At 65.0% G+C, this 20,862-nt stretch carries 19 protein-coding genes; 11 read left to right on the top strand and 8 right to left on the bottom strand.

Features of this window, described 5'->3' with window-relative positions; all coding sequences use genetic code 11:
• The 4 genes from WBG56_RS15960 to WBG56_RS15945 form a co-directional block, all read right to left on the bottom strand.
• The coding region (locus WBG56_RS15960; RefSeq protein WP_424270108.1) for a TRAP transporter large permease subunit at positions 1 to 208 on the bottom strand (208 nt) is incomplete at its 3' end.
• Positions 205 to 741: a TRAP transporter small permease gene (locus WBG56_RS15955; RefSeq protein ID WP_424270106.1), complete on the bottom strand. Its 537-nt coding sequence runs from the start codon at positions 739 to 741 to the stop codon at positions 205 to 207. The genes WBG56_RS15955 and WBG56_RS15960, both read right to left, overlap by 4 nt.
• Before the next feature lie 76 nt (positions 742 to 817).
• On the bottom strand, positions 818 to 976 hold the full coding sequence (locus WBG56_RS15950) for a hypothetical protein (RefSeq protein ID WP_424270104.1): 159 nt from the start codon (positions 974 to 976) through the stop codon (positions 818 to 820).
• Positions 977 to 1,106: 130 nt separating this feature from the next.
• Positions 1,107 to 1,544: a hypothetical protein gene (locus tag WBG56_RS15945; protein ID WP_424270102.1), complete on the bottom strand. Its 438-nt coding sequence runs from the start codon at positions 1,542 to 1,544 to the stop codon at positions 1,107 to 1,109.
• 183 nt (positions 1,545 to 1,727) lie between these two features.
• Between WBG56_RS15945 and WBG56_RS15940 the strand changes: the two genes are divergently transcribed.
• From WBG56_RS15940 to WBG56_RS15925, 4 genes are all read left to right on the top strand, one after another.
• Positions 1,728 to 2,504 (top strand): ABC transporter ATP-binding protein, encoded by a 777-nt coding sequence (locus WBG56_RS15940; protein ID WP_424270100.1) that lies wholly within the window; start codon positions 1,728 to 1,730, stop codon positions 2,502 to 2,504.
• Positions 2,501 to 3,499 carry an ABC transporter substrate-binding protein gene (locus WBG56_RS15935; protein WP_424270098.1) on the top strand — a complete coding sequence of 333 codons (999 nt, stop codon included), beginning with the start codon at positions 2,501 to 2,503 and terminating at the stop codon, positions 3,497 to 3,499. The genes WBG56_RS15940 and WBG56_RS15935 overlap by 4 nt, the downstream gene beginning before the upstream one ends.
• A gap of 75 nt (positions 3,500 to 3,574) precedes the next feature.
• Complete coding sequence (locus tag WBG56_RS15930; RefSeq protein ID WP_424270096.1) at positions 3,575 to 4,348, top strand: ABC transporter permease; 774 nt, start codon at positions 3,575 to 3,577, stop codon at positions 4,346 to 4,348.
• The gene (locus WBG56_RS15925) at positions 4,341 to 5,150 is read left to right on the top strand and encodes an ABC transporter substrate-binding protein (RefSeq protein WP_424270094.1); all 810 of its coding nucleotides are present in this window, start codon (positions 4,341 to 4,343) and stop codon (positions 5,148 to 5,150) included. The genes WBG56_RS15930 and WBG56_RS15925 overlap by 8 nt, the downstream gene beginning before the upstream one ends.
• Before the next feature lie 34 nt (positions 5,151 to 5,184).
• Here the strand turns inward: WBG56_RS15925 and infA are convergent, their stop codons facing one another.
• Entirely contained in the window at positions 5,185 to 5,451 is a 267-nt protein-coding gene (gene infA / locus WBG56_RS15920) for a translation initiation factor IF-1 (protein WP_424270092.1), read from the bottom strand.
• 294 nt (positions 5,452 to 5,745) lie between these two features.
• Here infA and WBG56_RS15915 point away from each other — a divergent pair, with 294 nt between their 5' ends.
• Both WBG56_RS15915 and WBG56_RS15910 read left to right on the top strand, forming a co-directional pair.
• The gene (locus WBG56_RS15915; protein WP_424270090.1) at positions 5,746 to 6,654 is read left to right on the top strand and encodes a DMT family transporter; all 909 of its coding nucleotides are present in this window, start codon (positions 5,746 to 5,748) and stop codon (positions 6,652 to 6,654) included.
• A complete protein-coding gene (locus tag WBG56_RS15910) occupies positions 6,651 to 7,571 on the top strand; it encodes a DMT family transporter (RefSeq protein ID WP_424270088.1) in 921 nt (306 codons plus the stop codon). Before WBG56_RS15915 ends, WBG56_RS15910 begins: the two co-directional genes overlap by 4 nt.
• A gap of 9 nt (positions 7,572 to 7,580) precedes the next feature.
• Here WBG56_RS15910 and recJ read toward each other — a convergent pair whose 3' ends face one another.
• Complete coding sequence (recJ, locus tag WBG56_RS15905; RefSeq protein WP_424270086.1) at positions 7,581 to 9,281, bottom strand: single-stranded-DNA-specific exonuclease RecJ; 1,701 nt, start codon at positions 9,279 to 9,281, stop codon at positions 7,581 to 7,583.
• Positions 9,266 to 10,177 carry a hypothetical protein gene (locus WBG56_RS15900; protein ID WP_424270084.1) on the bottom strand — a complete coding sequence of 304 codons (912 nt, stop codon included), beginning with the start codon at positions 10,175 to 10,177 and terminating at the stop codon, positions 9,266 to 9,268. The genes recJ and WBG56_RS15900 overlap by 16 nt, the downstream gene beginning before the upstream one ends.
• Positions 10,178 to 10,217: 40 nt before the next feature.
• On the opposite strand from WBG56_RS15900, the gene WBG56_RS15895 reads away from it, so the two are divergent.
• From WBG56_RS15895 to WBG56_RS15875, 5 genes are all read left to right on the top strand, one after another.
• Positions 10,218 to 11,489 carry a lipoprotein-releasing ABC transporter permease subunit gene (locus WBG56_RS15895; protein ID WP_424270082.1) on the top strand — a complete coding sequence of 424 codons (1,272 nt, stop codon included), beginning with the start codon at positions 10,218 to 10,220 and terminating at the stop codon, positions 11,487 to 11,489.
• Positions 11,482 to 12,180, top strand: coding sequence for an ABC transporter ATP-binding protein (locus tag WBG56_RS15890; protein WP_424270080.1), 699 nt, complete (start codon positions 11,482 to 11,484; stop codon positions 12,178 to 12,180). The genes WBG56_RS15895 and WBG56_RS15890 overlap by 8 nt, the downstream gene beginning before the upstream one ends.
• A 158-nt stretch (positions 12,181 to 12,338) precedes the next feature.
• Positions 12,339 to 13,169 (top strand): TatD family hydrolase, encoded by an 831-nt coding sequence (locus WBG56_RS15885; RefSeq protein WP_424270078.1) that lies wholly within the window; start codon positions 12,339 to 12,341, stop codon positions 13,167 to 13,169.
• 148 nt (positions 13,170 to 13,317) lie between these two features.
• Positions 13,318 to 14,193 (top strand): alpha/beta hydrolase, encoded by an 876-nt coding sequence (locus WBG56_RS15880; protein ID WP_424270076.1) that lies wholly within the window; start codon positions 13,318 to 13,320, stop codon positions 14,191 to 14,193.
• A gap of 136 nt (positions 14,194 to 14,329) precedes the next feature.
• The gene (locus tag WBG56_RS15875) at positions 14,330 to 17,104 is read left to right on the top strand and encodes a ComEC/Rec2 family competence protein (protein WP_424270074.1); all 2,775 of its coding nucleotides are present in this window, start codon (positions 14,330 to 14,332) and stop codon (positions 17,102 to 17,104) included.
• 26 nt (positions 17,105 to 17,130) lie between these two features.
• Here the strand turns inward: WBG56_RS15875 and WBG56_RS15870 are convergent, their stop codons facing one another.
• On the bottom strand, positions 17,131 to 20,862 hold the full coding sequence (locus tag WBG56_RS15870; protein ID WP_424270072.1) for an SNF2-related protein: 3,732 nt from the start codon (positions 20,860 to 20,862) through the stop codon (positions 17,131 to 17,133).

Here is a 20,862-nt window from a genome sequence, read left to right as displayed (position 1 = left end):
TCATGAAGGCCCCGGCCAGGATGAAGAAGGGGATGGCCATGAGCGTGAAGTGCTCGGAGGTCTCGTAGAGCTTGAGCGAGAGCGAGGCCAGCGAGTCGGTGCCGAAGGCCATGATGGTCAGGAGCGATGACAGGCCCAGGGCCACGGCCACGGGCATCCCCATGAACATGAACAGGAACAGCAGGATGAACAGGGCGAATGTGGTCATTTTTGGTCTCCCGCGTCATCGCTGCGGTATTTCATGGCGTCGGCGACTTCGTCGCCCAGCAAGGATGCGTGATCGCCCTTGACCAGGTGCCAGAGCACCTCGCCGAAGCGGACGATCAACAGCAGAAAGCCCAGGGGCATGACCAGGCGCGGGACCCACTGGGGGATGGGCAGGTCCTGGGCCATGATGCCGATCATGTGGATCTTGCTGACGTAGACCCAGCTGCCGTAGAGCACGATGAAGGCGTAGACGAGGCACAGCAGCGTGCTGGCGACGGCCAGGTAGCGGGCGGGGCGGGGCGCGAGCAGGCGCACGAAGGCGTCCACGCCGATGTGCGCGCCCACGCGCACGCCGTAGGAGATGCCCAGGAAGATCAGGGCGCCGAAGAGGTACATCGTCAGTTCGAGCGCCCAGACGAAGCTGTAGTTGAAGACGTAGCGGGCGATGACCTGGGCGAATGTCACCACAGTCATTGCCGCCAGCAGGAAAGCGATCAGGCCTTCCTCGATGTGTTCCAGCCAGTTTTTCGACATGGTGGGGCGCTCCTTGGTCAGAATGTGAAACGGCCGCTATGAGCGGCCGCGCTGAAACCGCAGGACTCCGCCAATGTCATGAGGGCTGGTTCGAGGCCTGCGCTGCATCGATGAGATCCTTGCCGATGCCGGCCTGGGATGTTGTCCAGACCGGGGGCATGGCCGCGCGCCAGGCGGCGACGTCTTCCTTGGACGGGCCCGGCGATGCGGCGAGACGGGGAGTCGGACACTTCATCAAGGGGATGCTCCGGATAGCGATGCGCTCGGAAAGGACAAGGCGTCTTGCCGGCCTGTTGCCGACTGAACAGCGGCTGAACGGGCGGAGTGTAATGGAATCGCCTGGATCTGGCGAGAAGGGGAAACCACTATCCCAAGGCGTGGCGCAGTTGGTCCAGGGCAGTCTCGTCCAGCAGCCGGGCGGCCATGGGCAGCAGTTCCTCGTCGGCGCGTTGCAGATAGCCCAGGTAGTCGTCGATCCAGGGCTGCAGAGCCTCGGCGGAGCTGCCCGCGTCGCTCAGGCAGGCGCGGATGGCGCGCCAGCGGTGCTGCAGTTCCTCACCCCGGTCCGCCAGGCCCCGGGTCATGCCTTTCAGGCAGACCGCGTCCGAACCCGCCATGGATTCGATCAAGGCGGGAAACAGCGTGAGCCGCAGGATCCGCCGTTGGGCTACAGCCGGGCCGTCCAGCCAGGCGATTGCCTGGGCCTGGAGCGACGGGTCGCTCAGCCCCGCCAGGTGTTGGCGCGTAAGGCTGTGGCCAGCCAGCAACTGGGCGATGGGGTCGGCAGTGGCGGCGTCGGGCATGAAGACTCCTGGGGCAGGAAGGCTTTCATGGTAGCGCATTTGTCTTATTTCTAAAGGAAATAAAGAAATCATGAATTTATCGTTGTTATGCATTAAGCGGAATCGTTAAAGTTCCTCTTATCCAATCAATTCATGGTTATAAGGCCCCAGTCGCTTGGCAGGCCGAGCAGGCAGGAATCCACGATGAAACTTTCCTTCAGTCAGGTTGAAAAGCAGTTCGGCGATCTGCGTGTGGTCGATCGGTTCGACAGCGAGATCGCGCCGGGCGAGCTGGTGGCGCTGGTCGGGCCGTCAGGCTGCGGCAAGTCGACGCTGCTGCACATGGCCGCCGGTCTGGAAAAGCCCAGCGCCGGTCAGGTGCTGGCCGACGGGCAGCCGATCCGCAGCCCTGATCCCAGCCGTATGCTGATGTTCCAGGAAAATGCGCTCTATCCCTGGTTGACCCTGTCGCAGAACGTCGCCATGGCCCTGGAACTGCAGAAAGTGCCGCGCGCCCAGGCCCGCGCACAGGCCGCCGCCTGGCTGGACAAGGTCCGCCTGAAAGGCTTCGAGGATTATTTCCCGCATCAGGTGTCGGGCGGCATGCGCCAGCGCTGCGCCCTGGCGCGGGCCTTCATTACTCAGCCTGAGGTCCTGTTGCTCGACGAGCCCTTCGGCGCGTTGGATGCCCTGACCCGCATGACCTTGCAGGATGCCCTGCGAACCCTGATCCGTGAAACGCGCCCGACGGTGCTGCTGGTCACGCACGATGTCGACGAGGCGCTGTTTCTGGCCGACCGCATCCTGGTGTTCAGCGCCCGGCCTTCGAATTTGTTGAAAGAATTCCATCTGTCGGACAGCGACAAGACCCACGATCTGTCGAATTTCGCCGGCATGCGCCGGGAGATCCTGAGCCTGCTGGGCATTGTCGCCGACACCGAACCTTCCACCCAGTCCATCCCCGAGGAACTTGCAGCATGAAATTCAGTAGAGTGTTGATTCCGGTCCTGGCCGCCCTGACGCTGGCGTCCCAGGCCGCTCTGGCTGCCGAGCCCTTCAAGGTCGGCTACATCCGTGTCATGGACGATGCCCAGGCCATTACCGCCTACGAGGGCAAGTTCTATGAAAAGCAGGGGCTGGACGTCCAACTGGTGGAATTCAAATCGGGGACGGACCTGATCAAGGCCATTGTCGGCGGTCAACTGGACACCGGGGTGCTGGGTTTCACCAATGCCGCGTCCTGGTCCTCGCGGGGCGCGGACCTGAAAGTGGTCGCCGGCGCTCAACGGGGCTACCATGCGCTGGTGGTGCGCGACGATGCCGACATCAAGACCGTCGCCGATCTGAAAGGCCATACCCTGGCTTCGCAGAAAGAGGGCAGCACGGCCGATACGGTGCTGCGCGGCGTGGTGCTGAAAGACGCCGGTCTACAGGCCTCGGATGTGAACATCCTGGGGGTCAGCCCGCAGGTGGCCGTGCAGTCGCTAGTGGGCAAGCGCGTCGATGCCGCCTTCCTGTTCGAACCGCAGGCCAGCATCGCCCAATTGATCGCGCCCGTCAAACAGATCTATGAAATCGGCGAGGTCTGGCCCTTCCCGTGCATGGTGACGATCACCTCGGGCAAGACGCTGCAGGACAAGAAAGACCTGGTCTGGAAGTCGCTGGACGCCCAACGCCAGGCCATCGATTTGCTGCAGCACAAACCCGACGAAGCCGCCAAGCTGATCGCCAGCTACTTCATCGCCGAGCCGACGCTCAAGACCTTGCATGACGGCGACGTGCCGCGTGAAAAAATCATCAGCAAGGCCATTCAGACGCAGACATTCAGCCCCGCGCTGACGTCCAAGGATCTGGGCCGCATGCAGGAAGTCGCCGACATCATGCAATCCCAGGGCGCGCTCAAGACCCAGGACGGCAAGCCCTTCGACGTGAAGTCGATCGTCGATCTGGACTGGCAGCAGAGCCGCAAGCTGTAAGCAAGATGGGTGCGATAATCGCACCCATTCCTTACTTTTCCAAATGGCCGGATCTGTCCGGCCATGTTCTTGAGCATGAGTAAAAAAAGACACGTTTCCCCCGCGGCCCGCAAATTGGCCATGCTGGTTGCCATTGCGGCCATCCTGCTGGTCTGGCAATGCGCCGCCTGGACTTTGCCCGATTTTCTGATGCCCGGAGTGCCGGTGGTGCTGGAACGCGTCTGGCATGATCTGCAGACGGCTGAGTTCCGCGCCATTCTGGCCGGCAGCATGGGGCGCCTGGGGGTCGGGTACGGGTTCGCCCTGCTGTTTGGCATCGGTTTCGGGCTGGCGGGCGGCTTGCTGCTGTTTTTCCGCGAGATCCTGAAATCGGCCATCATTGTGCTGCAGTCCATCCCTTCGATTGCCTGGGTGCCGCTGTTCCTGATCCTGATGGGGTTCGGCAATGTGCCCATCATCGTGGTGATTGCGCTGGCGGCTTTCTTCCCGGCGGCTCTTTCGGTCATGAACGCCACTGAAAGCGTGCTGCAGACGCATGTGTCGGCGGCCCGGGTCATGGGCGCCAGCCACTGGGACATGGTGCGCCGGGTCTACCTGCCGGCGGTCATGCCCGAGCTCATCACGGGCGCGCAATTGGCCTTCGGCAACGCATGGCGCGCCTTGATTTCGGCGGAAATGCTGATCGGCTTCGGCCAGGGCCTGGGACGTTCGCTGGCGTATGCCGGAGAAACCGCCGACATGGTGGGGGTGATGGCCAATATTCTGACGATTGCCATTCTGGCGACGCTGATCGATCAGGTCCTTCTGGAAAACATCAAACGCCGGGTTTTGCGCTATCAATATGTTTAATTCGCCGTGGATGCTGAATGTGCCGTGGCGGCGCCGCGCGGGCGCCGCGATCGTCGGGTGGAGTGTTGCCGTCGGCCTGATCTGGCTGCCTGCGGGGGCTGGCGCCCAGGAAGCGGGCGGCTGGCGCCTGGGGGTGGCGCAGGTGCCTGGCGCCCCGGTGCCGGGCGCCAAGCCTCGTACGCCGGTGCGCATCGAGGTTCTGGCCGCGCAGGCGACGCAGGGCAGCGCGCCTGTGCAGGCCGTGGCGCTGGATCAGGCCTTGGCGCAGCTGCGGGATGGCGAGTTGGATGCCTGGGTGGGGGTCGTGCCGTCCGATGCGACGCTGCCCGATGGCGTTCAGCGCCGGGACGTCGCCTGGTCGGCCAGTCCGTTGGCGATCTTGCGCACCGATACCGATATCCACGACTGGGCCGCGCTGGCCGGGCGTACGGTGTGCCTCAGCGCCGATGGACGTTACGTGGGTGAATTGAGCGCCCGGTTTGCCGCGATCGAACAGGTGTATCCGTCGGCCGCCGATGCCCTGCTGGCTTTGCGCACCGGGCGGTGCGATGCGGCGGTGGAGGATGAGGATTTCTTGCGGCAGCTGCTGAAGTATCCCGAGTGGCGGAAATTTTCAGCTCAGCTGGCCCCGTATCGGCAGGGAACGCTGACGCGGTTGTGGCGAGCCGACCTGCCGGTCGCGGGCCGCGAGGTTCTGCGTCAAGCCCTGAGTCCGGCCGTCCTGCGGCAGGCGGCACAGGAACAGGCCAAAGCCATCGCGTTCGAGGTCTATCTGGATCAGAGCGTTCCGGATTGCCACTGAGGGGCTTGGCGCCCCCGCAGGGATGGCCGCCGGATCAGCGGCGGCGGCGGGGAGGAGCCGAAGTGGTGGCGCCGGGGGCGCGGTTCAGATGGCGGAAGGTGATGCGGCCTTTGCTGAGGTCGTAGGGGGACATTTCCAGCGTGACCTGATCGCCCGCCAGGATGCGGATGTGGTGCTTGCGCATTTTGCCGCCGGTGTAGGCGATGACCGGGTGTCCGTTGTCCAGCGTGACGCGGAAGCGGGAATCCGGCAGGACTTCGGTTACGGATCCGTGCATTTCGAGTAGTTCTTCTTTGGCCATATTGTGTGCTCTCGTCAATTCGTTAAATCATCAGTGGGCGCATACAGGGTCGGCCCAGCCGCGAGGGGAAGGACGACGGGATCGTAAGGGCGATCAGAATCCAGACAGGGCGCATGGGCCCCAGAGAGGCAGCAGGCACCAGGAACACTGGGCCCGGCAAGGCAGCCGGCAAGCCGACAAACACTGAAAACCGCTGATGAAACAAGCCCTTATGTTAAGGCTTGAAGCGGCATTATGTCAACAAATAAAGCGGCGGTTAGAATTCCTGTTGATCGATGCAGGCAGATGAGACGCATGAATGATAGATTGACCCCCGGAACCGTGGCTTTGCTGCTGGTCCCCCCCATGCTCTGGGCCGGCAATGCGGTGGTGGGCCGGGCGGTGGTGCATCTGGTGCCGCCTCTGACTCTGAATTTTCTGCGCTGGGCGGTGGCCTTGCTATTGCTGCTGCCCCTGGGCCATCGGGTCTTGCGGCCGGACAGCGCCGTGTGGCGGCAGTGGCCGCGCTACGCCTTGCTCGGGTTGCTGGGGGTGGGGTTGTACAACTCGCTGCAATACCTGGCCCTGCATACGTCCACGCCGGTGAACGTCACCCTGGTGGCGGCCAGCATGCCGGTCTGGATGCTGATCGTGGGGCGGGTCTTCCACGGAGCGGCGATCCGCCCCGCGCAGCTTCTGGGGTCCGTGTTGTCCCTGGTCGGGGTCGCCCTGGTGCTGTCCCATGGCGAATGGGCGCAATTGCGGGCTTTGCACTTTGTGGCCGGAGACCTGCTGATGGTGCTGGCCACCATCATCTGGGCGTTTTACAGCTGGCAGTTGACGCGGGTGCCGGCCGACGCCCCGATCCGCGCGCATTGGGCAGGGTTTCTGCTGGGGCAGGTGCTGTACGGGGCGGCTTGGTCGGGGCTGTTCGCCGCCCTGGAATGGGGATTGGGCGAGCAGCGGATCGTCTGGGGCTGGCCTTTGGCGATGACGGTGGCCTTTGTCGCCATCGGTCCGGCGATCATCGCCTTCCGCTGCTGGGGCGCCGGGGTCCAGCGGGTCGGGCCGACGCTGGCGGGTTTTTTCAATAATCTGACCCCCCTGATCGCCGCGCTGCTGTCCCTGGGGCTGCTGGGAGAGTATCCGCACGGGTATCACGCTCTGGCGTTCATGCTGATCATCGGCGGGATCGTGCTGTCGTCGCGCCGGGGGCGCGCATGACGCGCGGCGGCGCGGATCCGCATCCGGGGTTGGCGTATCTCTGCCTGGGTTCCAGCATGTTCGTGGTCGGGGCCTATGTGGCCTTGAGCAAGCCGCTGGCGGCGATCTTTCCCGTCTTCCTGCTGGGGTGCCTGCGTTTCGGCATCGGGGGGCTGGCGGTGCTGCATTGGTTGCGCAAACCGGCTGCGGAAGCTCCGCTGACGCGCCGCGTGCGCTGGCTGGTTTTCCTGGAGTCCTTCATCGGCAGCTTTCTGTTCACGGTGTTCATGGTGCTGGGCGTCAGCTACAGCAGCGCCGTGGCGGCCGGGATCATCATGTCGGCCATTCCGGCCGCCATCGCGGTGCTCAGCCGCCTGGTGCTGCGCGAGGCGATCCGGCCGCAGGTGCTGGCCGCCATCGCCTGCGCCGCATGCGGAATCGCATTGCTGGCTTTGGCGCAACCGGTCGATGACGGACTGACGCCGGAGCCGGCGACCCGGTGGCTGGGATACGGGCTGCTGGGGGGCGCGGTCCTCTGCGAGGCAGCCTATGCCGTCATCGGCAAGCAGCTGACCGGGGTCTTGTCGGCCAAGCGGATCAGCGTGTTGATGAATGCCTGGGGTTTTGTCCTGATGCTGCCGGCCGGCGCCTACGCGGCCTGGCATTTCGATTTTGCGGCGATCACCGCTCCGGTCTGGGGCCTGTTGCTGTTCTACGGCCTGGCGGCCAGCGGCACCATCTGGCTCTGGATGACGGGATTGCGCCGGGTGCCGGCGTCCCGGGCAGGGGTGTTCACCGTGCTGCTGCCCGTGGGGGCGGCCTGCGTCGGGGTGGGGGTATTGGGGGAATCCTTCAGCCGGCTGCATGCCTTGGCGTTTGCGGCCGCCTTGCTGGGCCTGATGCTGGCGGTCTGGCCGGGGCGCCCGGCCCGGGCCTGATCACCGCCTTCAGGCAGGCTGGGCGTGTTCGATCAGCAGTTGCACGCTGGTTTGCCCGCCCCAGGTGTTGTTGTCCAGTCGATAGACCGCCATGATTTGCGCGGGCAAGGGCTCGGCGTGGTTGAACCAGATGGCGTCGATGCGCCGGCCGTCCCGTTCCAGAAAGAGTTTCAGGTGGCGCTCCTTCAGCACCCGCTGGTGCACGACCTGGAAATGATCCTGGAACAGCGGCGCCGGGAATCCCGCGCCCCAGATCTGTTCCGCCAGCAGCGCGGCCGTGTCGGCCGTGGTGTAGAGCGGTTCCAGGGATCCGTCCGTTTCCAGGCAGGGTTCGAATCCGTCCCGGCCGCTGATCGTGCGCACGGCGGCGTCGAACTGCTGCGCGAAGTCGTCGAATGCCGCCTGGCGCAACGTCAATCCGGCCGCCATGGCATGGCCGCCGAACTGCAGGATGGCGCCGGGCAGGCGCTTGCTGACCAGATCCAGCGCATCGCGCAGGTGGACCTCGGGAATCGAGCGTCCTGAACCGCGCAATGTGTCCGCAGCATCCGGCGCGAACGCCAGGGCCGGGCGCCAGTAGGTTTCCTTCAGCCGCGAGGCCACCAGGCCGATGACGCCCGGATGCCAGCCCGCCTGCCAGACGCAGACGCTGGCTGCCTGGGCGAGGGGCTGGCTGTCCAGGTGGGCCAGGGCCTCGTCGCGCATTTCCGTTTCGCGGCTGCGCCGTTCTCGGTTGATGTCGTCCAGGGCCTGCGCCAGGGCGCGGGCGCGGGCGGGGTCGTCTTCCAGCAGGCAGTGGATGCCCAGGCTCATGTCGGCCATGCGGCCGGCTGCGTTGATGCGCGGCCCCAGGGCGAATCCCAGGTCGTTCGTGCCCGCCTGTCGCGGGTCGCGCCCGGCCACTTCGAACAGGGCCGCGATCCCGGCCTGCATGCGCCCCTGGCGGATGCGTTTGAGCCCCTGCGCGACCAGCAGCCGGTTGTTGGCGTCCAGGCGGACGACGTCCGCCACGGTGCCCAGGGCCACCAGGTCGCTCAAATGGTCCAGACGAGGGCCGCCCTGGGGGGGCACGGCGCCCCGTTCGCGGAACACGGCCCGCAAGGCCAGCAGGACGTAGAAGATCACGCCCACCCCCGCCAGGTGTTTGGAGGGAAAACCGCAACCCGTCTGATTCGGGTTGACGATAGCCAGCGCGGCGGGCAGGTCTTCGCCGGGCAGGTGGTGATCGGTGACGATGACCTGCATGCCTGCGGCCCGGGCGGCGGCTACCCCGTCGATGCTGGCGATGCCGTTGTCCACGGTGATCAGCAAATCCGGCCGGCCCGCGGGGTGCCGGAGGGCCAGCTCCACGACGGCGGGCGACAGGCCGTAGCCGGTTTCGAAGCGGTTGGGCACCAGGAAGTCCACCCGGGCGCCGAAGGCCCGCAGCCCGCGCACTGCCACGGCGCAGGCGGTGGCGCCGTCGCAGTCGTAGTCGGCCACGATCAGCAGCCTTTGTCCCGCGGCAATGGCATCGGCCAGCAGGCGGGCCGCGTCGCTCACGTGCGTCAGTCGGGCGGGCGGGATCAGGGCGGACCAGTCCGTCGGTGTGGATTGCGCCAGGCCCCGGGCCGCCCAGAGCCGGGCCAGCAGGGGATGGATGCCGGCTTCGGCCAGGGCCTGGGCGCGCTGCCGGTTGGCGCTGCGAGGGCGGATCAGCGGCTGCACCACCAGCGCCTCCAGTCCTGGGCGCGCAGCTTTGCGAGCCAGCCGCCCCGGGGGGCCACAGTGACGTAGCGGTCGCGGCCGGTCAGCACCAGCGTCGGCTGTTGCCGGGCCAGGGGGGCGAGGCTGTGCTGTTCCAGCGCGGCCAGCGCCTCGATCCAGTCGCCCCAGTTCTGCGTGACGGCCGCATTCTGCAGCGAGGCGTCGATGCGCAGATCGGCGGGCGCGGCGCGGGTCAGTTGCGAAGGCCGGGCGCCGCCGTACAGCCAGAGGCTGTTGAGCGGGGGCAGGCCGTTTTCCTGGCGGGCCTGGTTGACCGGATGCTCGAACCAGGCCATCTGCAGGGTATTGATCAGGCGGCGCCAGGGGCGTGCCGCCGGATCCTGAGGCCACCAGTCGTTGACCGCGCTGGTCGCCACCAGCGCGGGGCTGGCGCAGGACAGCCGGATGGCCTCGGGCCAGCGCACGCGCCAGGTGCCGGGGCTCATGAATTCCAGTTGCAGGCCGCTGTCGTCCAGGTATTCCCGGGCCGTGTTCAGCAAGGCGGCGGACTGTTCCTCCGTGATGTCCAGCGTGGCGGCGGGCAGCAGCGCGGCGCCGTCGCGCGAGGGCGCCATGTGGATCACTTCGGCCAGCCAGACGGGGTCGTCGTCGGCCGTATCGGCGCGCAGGGGGCCCAGACCTGCGCTAATATGCTCGGCTTGTGCGGCAACAAAACCCCGCGCCTGCAAACACCAGTGTTCCAGGGGCGTGCACCAGGTCTCGGCGGCCGGGCTGGGGGTCGGGACGGCCCGGCCGCGGCTCAGCCAGCGGGCCAGGGTGGGGGCGCGCTGCGCCAGATGGGGCGCCAGTTCGGCGGCCACTTCAGGATCGGGCCAAGCCCCGGAAATCACGATATGCATGTCGGAATTGTAGAGTCAAACAGATCAAAGGGCGGTTCACATGGCCTATGAATGGTGGATCGGCGCGCGGTATGCCGGCCTGGCCCGCGTCGGACGCGGCGGGCGCCGGGGCGACCGTTTCGTCTCCTTCGTGGCGGCCAGTTCCATGGCGGGCATCGGCCTGGGGGTGGCGGCCCTGATCATCGTCCTGTCCGTCATGAACGGTTTTCAGACGCAGGTGCGCGACCGCATGTTGTCGGTGCTGCCGCACATCGAACTCTACGTGCCGGGCGGAAGCCACGAGCAGGTGCTGGAACATTGGCAGGACTTGGCCAAAGCGGCCGAGGCCGACCCCGAGGTCCGAGGGGCCGCGCCCTTCGTGGCGGCCCAGGCCATGCTGGCGCGCGGCCAGTCGCTCAGCGGCGTCCAGGTCCGGGGCATCGACCCCGCCATCGAACCGCAGGTTTCCGATTTGAAGGGGCAGCTGGAATCCGGGTCGCTGGACAGTCTGTCGCCCGGGTCTTTTCGCGTCATCATCGGCAGCCAGATCGCCCAGACCCTGGGCTTGTCGGTCGGCGATACCGTGCTGATGCTGGCCCCTCAGGGGTCGATTTCACCGGCGGGCTTCGCGCCGCGCATGCGGCAATTCACGGTGTCGGGCGTCTTTGCGACGGGCTATTACGAATATGACGCCACCCTGGCGTTCGTGAACGTGCAGGATGCCGCCCGGGTCTTTCGCGACAGCGGCGTCAGCGGGGTGCGCCTGCGGATCGCCGACATGCAGCAGGCCCCGCAGGTGGCCCGGCAACTGCTGGACCTGATGCCGCAAGGGGTGCGCGCCATGGACTGGACGCAGAACAATCGCACCTGGTTTGCGGCTGTGCAGACGGAAAAGCGCATGATGTTCCTGATCCTGACCCTGATCGTCGCCGTGGCGGCCTTCAACCTGCTGTCGTCCCTGGTGATGGCGGTCAAGGACAAGCAGTCGGACATCGCCATCCTGCGCACCTTGGGGGCGACACCGGCGGAAGTCGCCCGGATCTTCCTGGTGCAGGGGGCCCTGATCGGTGTCGTCGGCACGGCAGCCGGGGTGCTGCTGGGGACGCTGGCCGCCTACAACATCGACGTCATCGTGCCCTGGATCGAGCGTCTGTTCGGCATTCATTTCCTGCCCCAGCAGATCTACTTCATCAGTGAACTGCCTTCCAATCCGCAGGTGGGCGACATCACCGTCATCGGCGTGACGTCGCTGGTCCTGTCCTTGCTGGCAACCCTCTATCCCAGCTGGCGGGCATCCCGCCTGCAACCTGCCCAGGTGCTGCGCCATGATTGATGCGGTGAATGATGCCCAGACGGTGCTGCGCGCCGAGCATCTCGTCAAGACCTACGACGAAGGCGCGGGCCGTGTGGACGTTCTGCAGGATGTGAGCCTGTCGGTGCGGGCGCACGAGATGGTGGCCGTCGTCGGCGCGTCCGGCTCGGGCAAGAGCACGCTGCTGCACGTCCTGGGCTTGCTGGATCAACCGGACAGCGGGAAATTATGGGTCGCCGGCGAGGCCGCCGGCGGCCTGAACGAACGCAAGCGCAGCCAGTTGCGCAACCGGGCGCTGGGCTTCGTCTATCAGTTTCACCATTTGCTGCCGGAATTTTCCGCCCTGGACAATGTCGCGATGCCGCTGATCGTGCGCCGCCTGGGGCGCAATCAGGCTCGTGAACAGGCGCACGGTCTGCTGGAGCAGGTCGGCCTGGGGAATCGCGCCACCCATTTCCCCGGGCAGTTGTCCGGCGGCGAGCGTCAGCGGGTCGCCCTGGCCCGCGCGCTGGTGACCCAGCCCGCTTGCGTGCTGGCGGACGAGCCTACGGGCAATCTGGACCGCCACACGGCGGATGTCATGTTTGACCTGCTGCGCAGCATCAACCAGAATCTGGGCACGGCCTTCGTCATCGTGACGCACGATCCGGCCCTGGCGGCGCTGGCGCATCGTCAGCTGCACATGCAGGCGGGGCTGTTGTCCGAAGGCTGAGCGGCGTAGCCGCACGAGGATAGAGCGGCGGGGCCGCAGCGCCCTGCGGCCCGCGCAGGATGTGTCGACGGGCCGCAGCGGCCGGCCGCTCCGGCCCGTCGGTCCGAATCCGCGCGGAGCGCGTGTCGCGGGGTTGTGCTGCTTGGACGGAGACGCTGATGCTTGTTGACACGCATTGCCACCTGGATGCTTCCGAGTTCGATGCGGATCGGCCGGACGTCATCCGCCGGGCGCGGCAGGCCGGCGTCCAGGGCATTGTCATCCCGGCCGTCTGCCGGAGCAATTTCCAGACTGTCCGGGACCTGGCCGCATCGTTGCCGGGCGGCGCCTATGCGCTGGGCATCCACCCCCTGTATGTGCCGCAGGCCGACGAGGACGATCTGGCCGCCCTGGAAGATCGCCTGCATGCCTGGCGGGGCGATCCGCGCCTAGTGGCCATCGGCGAGATCGGCCTGGATTTCTTCGTGCCCGAGGTCAGCGCCCCGGCGCTGCGGGTGCGGCAGGAACGGTTCTACACCCGCCAACTGGATCTGGCGCGGCAGTTCGGTCTGCCCGTGCTGTTGCATGTGCGCAAATCACAGGATGTGCTGCTGAAACATCTGCGGCGGCGCCCGCCGATCGGCGGCATCGCCCACGCCTTCAACGGCAGCGCTCAGCAAGCCGGGCAGTTCCTGGGGCAGGGGTTCGCCCTGGGGGTGGGCGGGGCCATGACCTTCGATCGCGCCCTGCAGATCCGCCGCCTGGCCGCGCAGATGCCGGCGACGGCGCTGGTGCTGGAAACCGACGCCCCTGATATTCCGCCTGCCTGGCTGGGGCGCGATGCGGCCGGCCGGCCGCAGTCCGCCCGCAACGAACCGGCCGAAGTCGCCCGGATCGCCGACAGCCTGGCCGCGCTGCGCGCGGAGCCCCGGGATGCGGTGATTGCGCAGTGCGGCCGCAATGCGATGCGGGTCCTGCCGAAGCTGGAAGCGCTGCTGTCGTCTTCCTGATCGAGGCCGGATCGGCGCGGTTGACGGGTTTCGGTACGCCCCGGTGCTGCCGGGGCTCCGGCGGCGTCCCGGTGCCATAATGGGCTCGGAGGCCTGGTCCGCGGTGTCCGTCGCGGCGGGGCCCGATCAATCATACCGAGAGGAAGACATGCCAAAACATACTTTGCGCCTGGCCGCCGCCGTCGTGGCCGCCGCCTTGGCCGGTGCGCCCGCCCTGGCCAGCGAGATCGTGCAGGCCTCGTTCACCTCGCCCACGCTGGGCCGTGACCTCAAGATGGAGATCTATCTGCCCGACGGGTATCAGGACGCCCAGGAGAAGCTGCCGGTGATCTACATGTTGCACGGGGCTGGGGCCGACGAGACCGCCTGGGTCGTCAATGGCGGCATCAAGGTGACTGCCGACCAGCTGATCGCCCGGCACGAACTGCGCCGTTCCGTCATCGTGATGCCGACCACCGGTCCTGAATCCTGGTACGCGGACGCCAATGCGGTCAAGGCCGAGACCGCCTTCATCAAGGACGTCATCCCCTACGCCGAGCAGCACTACAAGATCCGCACCGACCGCGCCGGGCGTTCGATCGGCGGCCTGTCAATGGGGGGATACGGGGCTTTGAACCTGAGCCTGTCCCATCCGGACCTGTTCTGCGCCGCCGGGGTCTTGAGCCCCGCCATCTACGATCCGTTCCCGCCGCCCACTTCGGCATCACGCAAGACGCCGCAGTTTGCCAAGGACGGAAAATTCGACGAAGCCGCCTGGACGAATTCGCTGTATCCCGCCAGATTGGCGGCGTATCACAAGGCGAACACCATCGTGCCGATGTGGATCGAGTCCGGTGACCATGACCGTTTCGGTATTGTGCTGGCGGCCGCCAAACTGTACTGGACGCTGCACGCGACGCAGCCTGACGATGTCGAGTATCGGGTGATCGACGGGGATCACGATTGGCTCGTGTTCCGGGAATCCTCCGTGCGCGCGTTGCCCTACATGAGCAAGAAATGCGAGGCGCTGGACCGGAAGTCCTGATGTGAGATCGCAGGCCCGGGCGCGTCCGGCGTGCCTGCGGCCGGCCGAGCGGGTGTGACAGAACTGGCCCAGGGTCCTGGTTTTGTCACGCCCGCGCCGCTTAGCCTTTCCTCTCCAAGGCATTCAGGGGTGGGGCATGATCGGGCGGCTGGCGGTGGTGGCGGGACTGTTGGGGGCCGGGGGCGCGCATCAGTTGCCCGAGCTGCCGGCATGGCCCTGGACGGCAACCGTGGTGCTGATCCCGGCCGTCATGCTGGGTCTGGCTGGATTTCTGAGGTGTCGGGTCGGCTTTCGTGAGGTGGGCGTCCTGCCTGCGGATGATGCCTCTTCCCGGGAAGGCGATTCCGTGCGGGAAGGCGGTTCGCCGCAAGGAGGCTGCTCATCGCGGGAAGGCGGTTCGTTGTCGGGCCGGGCGCCGGTTTTGGTCCGCGCATCATGCATCCTGGCGCTGTGGCTGCTGGCCGCCAGCCTGGCTTTTTCAGTCACCGTCTTCCAGGCGCAGCAGCGGCTCGCCCAGGTCCTGGAGGACGGCAATGTGGACCGGGTGTCGCGGGTCACGCTGCGCGTCCAGGGTCTGCCGCGCCTGCAGCCGGACCGGATCCGCTTCGAGGCGGACGTGCTGGATTCGCACCCGGCGGGGGTGCCGCGACGGATCCTGGTCAACTGGCCGGCGTCGGGCTGGCGCAGCCCTTATGCGGCGGCGCGGCCCGCCGACCCGCCGTTTCCGGTCGTGCGGGCGGGCCACGTGTGGCGCATGGCGCTGGTCCTGAGGCCCGTCCAGGCGGCGCGAAACGCCGCCGCCTTCGATTACGAGGGCCATGCGTTCGCCGCCGGCATCCGGGCGACAGGCACGGTGCGCGGCGCGCCGGAACACCTGCGGGACGAAGACTGGCACGGCATCTCCGTCGTGGCCGACCGGGCGCGGCACCGGATCCGCCAGGCCATGGCCCCGCATCTGGACGGCACGCGCTACGGCGCCGTGCTGCGGGCCCTGGCCATCGGCGATCAGGATGGGATGGACGATGCCGACTGGCGCATCTTCAACCGTACCGGCCTGACGCACCTCGTGTCGATCTCCGGGTCCCACATCACGATGCTGGCGGGTGTGGCGGCGCTGGCCGCGCGCTGGCTGTGGTGCCGCCTGTCCTGGCGCGGCCGCGTGCTGGCCGAATACTGGCCGGCCCGGCGGGCGGCCGCCTGCGCCGCCCTGATCACGGCCTGGCTGTATTGCCTGCTGGCGGGCTGGGGCGTGCCCGCCCGCCGCACCTTCATGATGCTGGCGGTGGTGGCGGGCGCCCAGGCCCTACAGCTGCGCTTGAGCGGTTCCCGGGTGCTGGCGCTGGCCGCCGCCGTCGTCGTGGCGCTGGACCCCTGGTCCCTGCTGGCCAGCGGTTTCTGGCTGTCGTTCGCCGCCGTGGCGGTGCTGCTGGCGGTGGGGCATGGTGCGTCTCAGCAGACGCAGCCAGCTTCGGGCTCTGTGTCGCGCACAGGTCGCTGGCTGCGGGGCCTGAAACTGGCGGCGCGCCTGCAGTGGGCCATCACCCTGGCGCTGGTGCCCGCGCTGGCCTGGGTGTTCCACGAGGTGTCCCTGGTGTCCCCGGCGGCCAATGCCTACGCCATTCCCCTGATCGAACTGTGCGTCACGCCGCTTTCGCTGATGCTGGCGGCCGTGTCCCTGGCGTCGGGCCTGGACTGGGCCGCCGCCGGCCTGGCATGGCTGGCCCACGGCGTGCTGGCGCTGATGATGCAGCCAACCGAATGGCTGGCCGGTTTGCCGACCTGGCCGGTGGCGGCTGGCCCCGCCTGGCTGTACCTGCTGGCGGCGGCCGGGGCGGCCTGCGCCTTGTGGCCGGATGGCGCCCGGCTGGGTTGTCGTCGTTCAGGCGCGGGGTTCGAGGCGTCCGGCACTCCGGGCCGCGGCGTTGCCCGGTGTACGCCTTTCCCCGTTTCCGCCGGGTCCGGTCGAGCGCAAGCGGCATGGGCGTCGCGCGGCCGCCAGGCGGCCGCAATGCTGTGGCGCCGGCGCCGCTGGGCCTGGCTGGCCCTGCTGCCCATGGCATTGTGGACGCCGCCGCGTCCGGGCGAGGGCGAATGGGACCTGCATGCTCTGGACGTGGGGCAGGGCAGCGCTTTGCTGTTGCGCACCGCTGGGCACGATATCGTCTTCGACGCCGGGGCTCGCCATGCGCGGGATGCGGACGAGGGCGCCCGGACGGTCGCGCCCGCCCTGCGGGCGCTGGGGGTGCGGCGCCTGGACGCCCTGATCCTGTCCCATGCCGACCTGGATCATGCGGGCGGCGCGCGCAGCATCCTGGAAGCCGTGCGGGTGGAGCAGGCTTTCAGTTCCTTCGACCTGGACCGCTGGCTGGACCGGGAATCCCGGCTGCTGCAGGCGCCGCCCGCCTCGCGCCCGCTGGCCGCCAGCCCCTGCCGGTTCGGCGGGCGCTGGCGGATCGACGGCGTCAGTTTCGAATTTCTCTGGCCCCTGGACGTGCGCCGCGAGCGCAAGGGCGCCCAGGCCAATGCCGGCAGCTGCGTGCTGCGGGTGCGCGGCCAGTATCACAGCCTGCTGCTGACCGGCGACATCGAAGCCCGCACCGAGGCGGCCCTGGTGCGGCGCGGCCTGACCTCCGCCGACGTCGTGGTGGCCGCGCATCACGGTTCGCGCACCTCTTCGTCGGCGCCCTTCGTCCAGGCCGTGGCCGCCCGGCACGTCATCGTGCAGGTGGGCCGCTGGAACCGCCACGGCCATCCTGACGGGACCGTGCTGGACCGCTGGCGCCGGTCCGGCGCGACGATCTGGCGCACGGACTGGCAGGGCGGGGTAAATGCCCAGTCGCGCGGCACCGGCCTGTCGTTGTACAGTGTTCTTGAGTCGTCCCGTCGTTATTGGCACGGACGGCGCCCGTAGTGAATTGCTGGCGACCCTTTATCGATTCATCTCCACTCTGTATAAAGCATTTTATCGAGTTCGAGCATCGTCGTCGGATATTGCAATAACAGGTTCGCCAACTCGGTTTGGTCTATGAGCAGAACGTCATTAAGTGCGGCCTGTTCATATGCCTGACCGTTGAAGAATTGGTTGGTGACGCAGGCCTTTTGGAAGTCTACGCTTTGGTGCTTCCGTTGATAGAAAGCTTCACCCGCAACTACTTCCTTAACCGCGTCCCAGCCAAGTGTCTTGCCTTCTGTGGTTGACGTTTTTGCTTGGATGAGTACGCCCTTTCCAGCGTGAGTTGCTACGACGTCCACTCCATGGTCTCCGGACTGAGGAGTGCAATAGCATTTATATCCTTGCTTGCTCCAGAGGACAGCCATGAGCCCTTCAAAGTGACGCGGCTCCATACTGAGTGCGTGGCTTAAGGTGATGCTCTCGTTGAGGTCCTCTCTAGCTGCGGGCGGAACCACATCATCGACGTCAAAATCGCCAGGACGGACGTCCCCAGAACCATTTAGCATGTCACCGGCCAGTTCCCGTTTACGCGTCAAAAGCTGGTCTAGCCTGATGTCAAATGTTGAGAAGTCGTCAGCCCGTACGACTGGATAGTAGACGTACACGTCCTTTTTTTGCCCAATGCGGTAAGCTCGGTCTGTAGCTTGGTCCTCTTTGGCTGGGTTCCACGTTCTGGTGTAATGGACAACGTGATTGGCTGCCTGGATATTTACGCCAAAGCCGACGGCAACTGGAGATAGGATGATGACCCCGAAGCCTGGTGCCTCTTGGAACCGTTTAATCTGCCGCTGGCGACTATCTGCCCGGCCCGTAGTGGCGCTAGTGTCACCGTTGATGATAGGCGGAGAAATCTTGAATGTTTCCTCAATGTAGTATTTCAACAGGCGTTGAATATTACGAAACTCACAGAAGACGATGACCTTTTCATCTTTCCCTCTGATGGATTCCAACTGCTCAAGCAGCCAGTTCAGCTTAGGAGCTTTATCCCGGTACTGCTTCAGGGGTTCTGGGTTGGCAGCTGTTAGACCGTAGCGGCGTGGGTCTGTGCAGATGAGCCTCAGGTATTGCAGAAGCCCCAGCGTATTCTTAAAAGGAGTGACTGAGCCGCTGTCCTTCCTTGTCTTGAAGCCCTCGATGGCCGAGGCATAGAGCTTGCGCTGCTCTTGCGACAGCGGAAGATGTCGACATTCCTCTACGATGATTTTCTGAGGTAGGTCTTTGGCGACTTCTGCCTTTGTCCGCCGCAGAATCTGGGGCTTGACTCGGGCTCTCAGCTCTTCGACACGTGCTTGTCCCTCATCGTCCTTTGCATCAATTTCGATTGGCTTTTGATACCGAGTCCCAAAGTCGTTCAAGGCTCCGAGTAAGCCTGGCTGAACAAAATCGAATAGACACCACAGGTCAGTCAGAGTGTTCTCTACCGGAGTCCCTGTGCAGGCAATCTTGAAATCGACGTTTTGTTTCTTGGCAGCCCGAGTAACCATTGCGGCTGGGTTCTTGATGCGTTGTGCCTCGTCGCAGACCATGAGAGACCAGTGTTCCGCCGCAAACGAGAATTCGAGGTCCCGGAGCGTTTCGTAGGTGGTCAGAACCACCTTGGCGGAACCAACCCAGCCTGGTTTGAGGAATCGAACCAAGCCATCTTCTGCTTGCAATCGTTCTTCGATATCCTCTCGGGGCACACGCAGGCCTGCCAGTGAGTCACCGTAAGCTGTCAGAATCGGCAAGGTGCCTGGCTGTATGAACTTGTCGGCTTCTTCGGCCCAGTTTTCGAGCAGTGATACTGGAGCTACGACCAATATCGGGTCGACGTTTGGGTTGCGCTCGACAAGCCAGGCCATCAAGGATAGAAGTTGTAATGTCTTCCCGAGACCCATGTCATCGGCCAGGATGGCGCCGCGAACCTCATGGTCTGTGCGAGATTTGTACAAATGCTGAAGCCAAACGAGACCGTGCTGCTGGTGCGGCAGTAGTGGCAGGCTTGGGTTAAGGGAGCGCGGTAGCTCCGCGGCTGTAGGTAGCGCGAGCAGAGCTTCTCGCCGCGCCTCTTCGTAGTCTACGGCCTCAATATTGGGGCGCAGTATGAGCGTCTTGCGTGGCGCTGCAGGCGGCCCTGTTCTCTTTGAACGCTCGGTTGGGTTCTTGCCCTGCCTGATATCCTCTAAAGCCCCTTTAATGGTTGCGAGGATGTCACGAGCCTCGGCCAGGGGTATGTCCTTCGAAAGGCCAGGAATCTTGACGGAGGTGCTCCCTTTGGCCTCAGCTTGAGATATTGCTCTTTGTAGTGTCTCGAGAGTCTCCTTGGTAGCAGGTATCCCTTCCACACCGCCTTCGTCATCAGGCCCGGAGGCAATGATGACCAAAATGTTGTCCGGAACCCAGCCGCCATCGTTCTTTTTCGCGATGTAGGGAGAGTAGTATGGCTTCTCAAACCCTATCCCTTCAATGCGAGAAGAGTATGCACTGAGGTCATGGACTTGGTCGTAGGTGACCAGAGAGTAGCCTTGCTGGCGCTGCTGCAAGGCCGCTTGGAGTTGAGCAAGGTAGTCTGGAGCTTCGCCAAGTAGCTCGAGGTCATAGCCGCGCCAGCCAAGTAGCTGAAAGTTTTTGGCGAGAGCAGCCTTCAGTCGAGCAGTAAATTCAGCGAGCGCGTCGTCATTGAGTTCAATACTTTCGGATGAACAAGGGCCTTCCGCACTGACAGACTCTATCAGCAGGCTGACCTTATTGGGATAACCGGTGGAGTCTAGCTCAATCTGTGGGGTGAACCGCTCGTATAGGAGACCCGCCTGTTCTCTGGCTTGTTCGAATTGCTCTTCGTCTATGACGTCTTGGGCATCCTGCCCCAGTGTGGCGTAAGGATTGAGAGCAAATGCCTGGGCCCGAGACCCCGAGACGCGTCGAAGGGGTAGCCGTTTAATCTCCTGCAGGACTGTCTTGACCTGCGGAGTAATCAGAACCTGAAGGATGCCGTCGGAGGTCGTTATGTCGTAGCGGTCAGGGACGGTCCGGTGAGCGTCAAATCGTTCCAGCCAGTCTTCTGGCGCGCCCTCAAAGGAAGGGGCGATTTCAATGACGTTATCCTCTGCGATAACCGTTTTTCGGAGCCCAATATTTAGCCGCTCGGGCGTGAGTACCACGGAGCGGCGAAGAAAGTCATCAAGCCGGGCATCAGCAGCCAACGCCAGAGCTCGAATCCGTCCCCACGCCTGACGATGCCCAGTGTCATTGCGGGCTTCGGGGGGACGGCGAGAAAAGACAATGACTTCCTTAATGACCTGCCAGTGCTCTGGTTTTACGAGTTCATCGCCGTCGGTGCCAGAAAGGACGGGGCCATCTACCTTGATGTCATGGGTCCGTCCACTTTCATCTTGCCAGCCAGCTAAAAGGATGGAGAAATCTTCGTCTGTTAGGGCGTTACGGCTTTGCAGTATGGGGCGCTTCGTGGTGAAAGGCGGGAGCCTCAATACGTCAGCCAGTTCAGCGTAATCAGGACGCTCCAATGCAGTAAAGGCAGCGTCCCATGGAATCTCTACGCTTTGTTCTGCTTCCGTCGCCAAGCCATCGTCAATGAGTTGCGCCAAGTAACCCACTAGTAGGGGCGATTCCAACGGCTTCCCGCCCTGAGTCTGGTGAATCAGGATTCCCTTGGATGATAGGGTCTGTCGCCAGACTCTCGAAGAGTGGCTTGCTTTCTTGAAGAACTTGAATGCCAT

The organism is Castellaniella sp. (assembly GCF_049671645.1).
GTDB lineage: Bacteria > Pseudomonadota > Gammaproteobacteria > Burkholderiales > Burkholderiaceae_B > Castellaniella.
The sequence above is the reverse complement of the archived record's forward strand: the minus strand, read 5'-3'. Positions and strand labels throughout refer to the sequence as shown.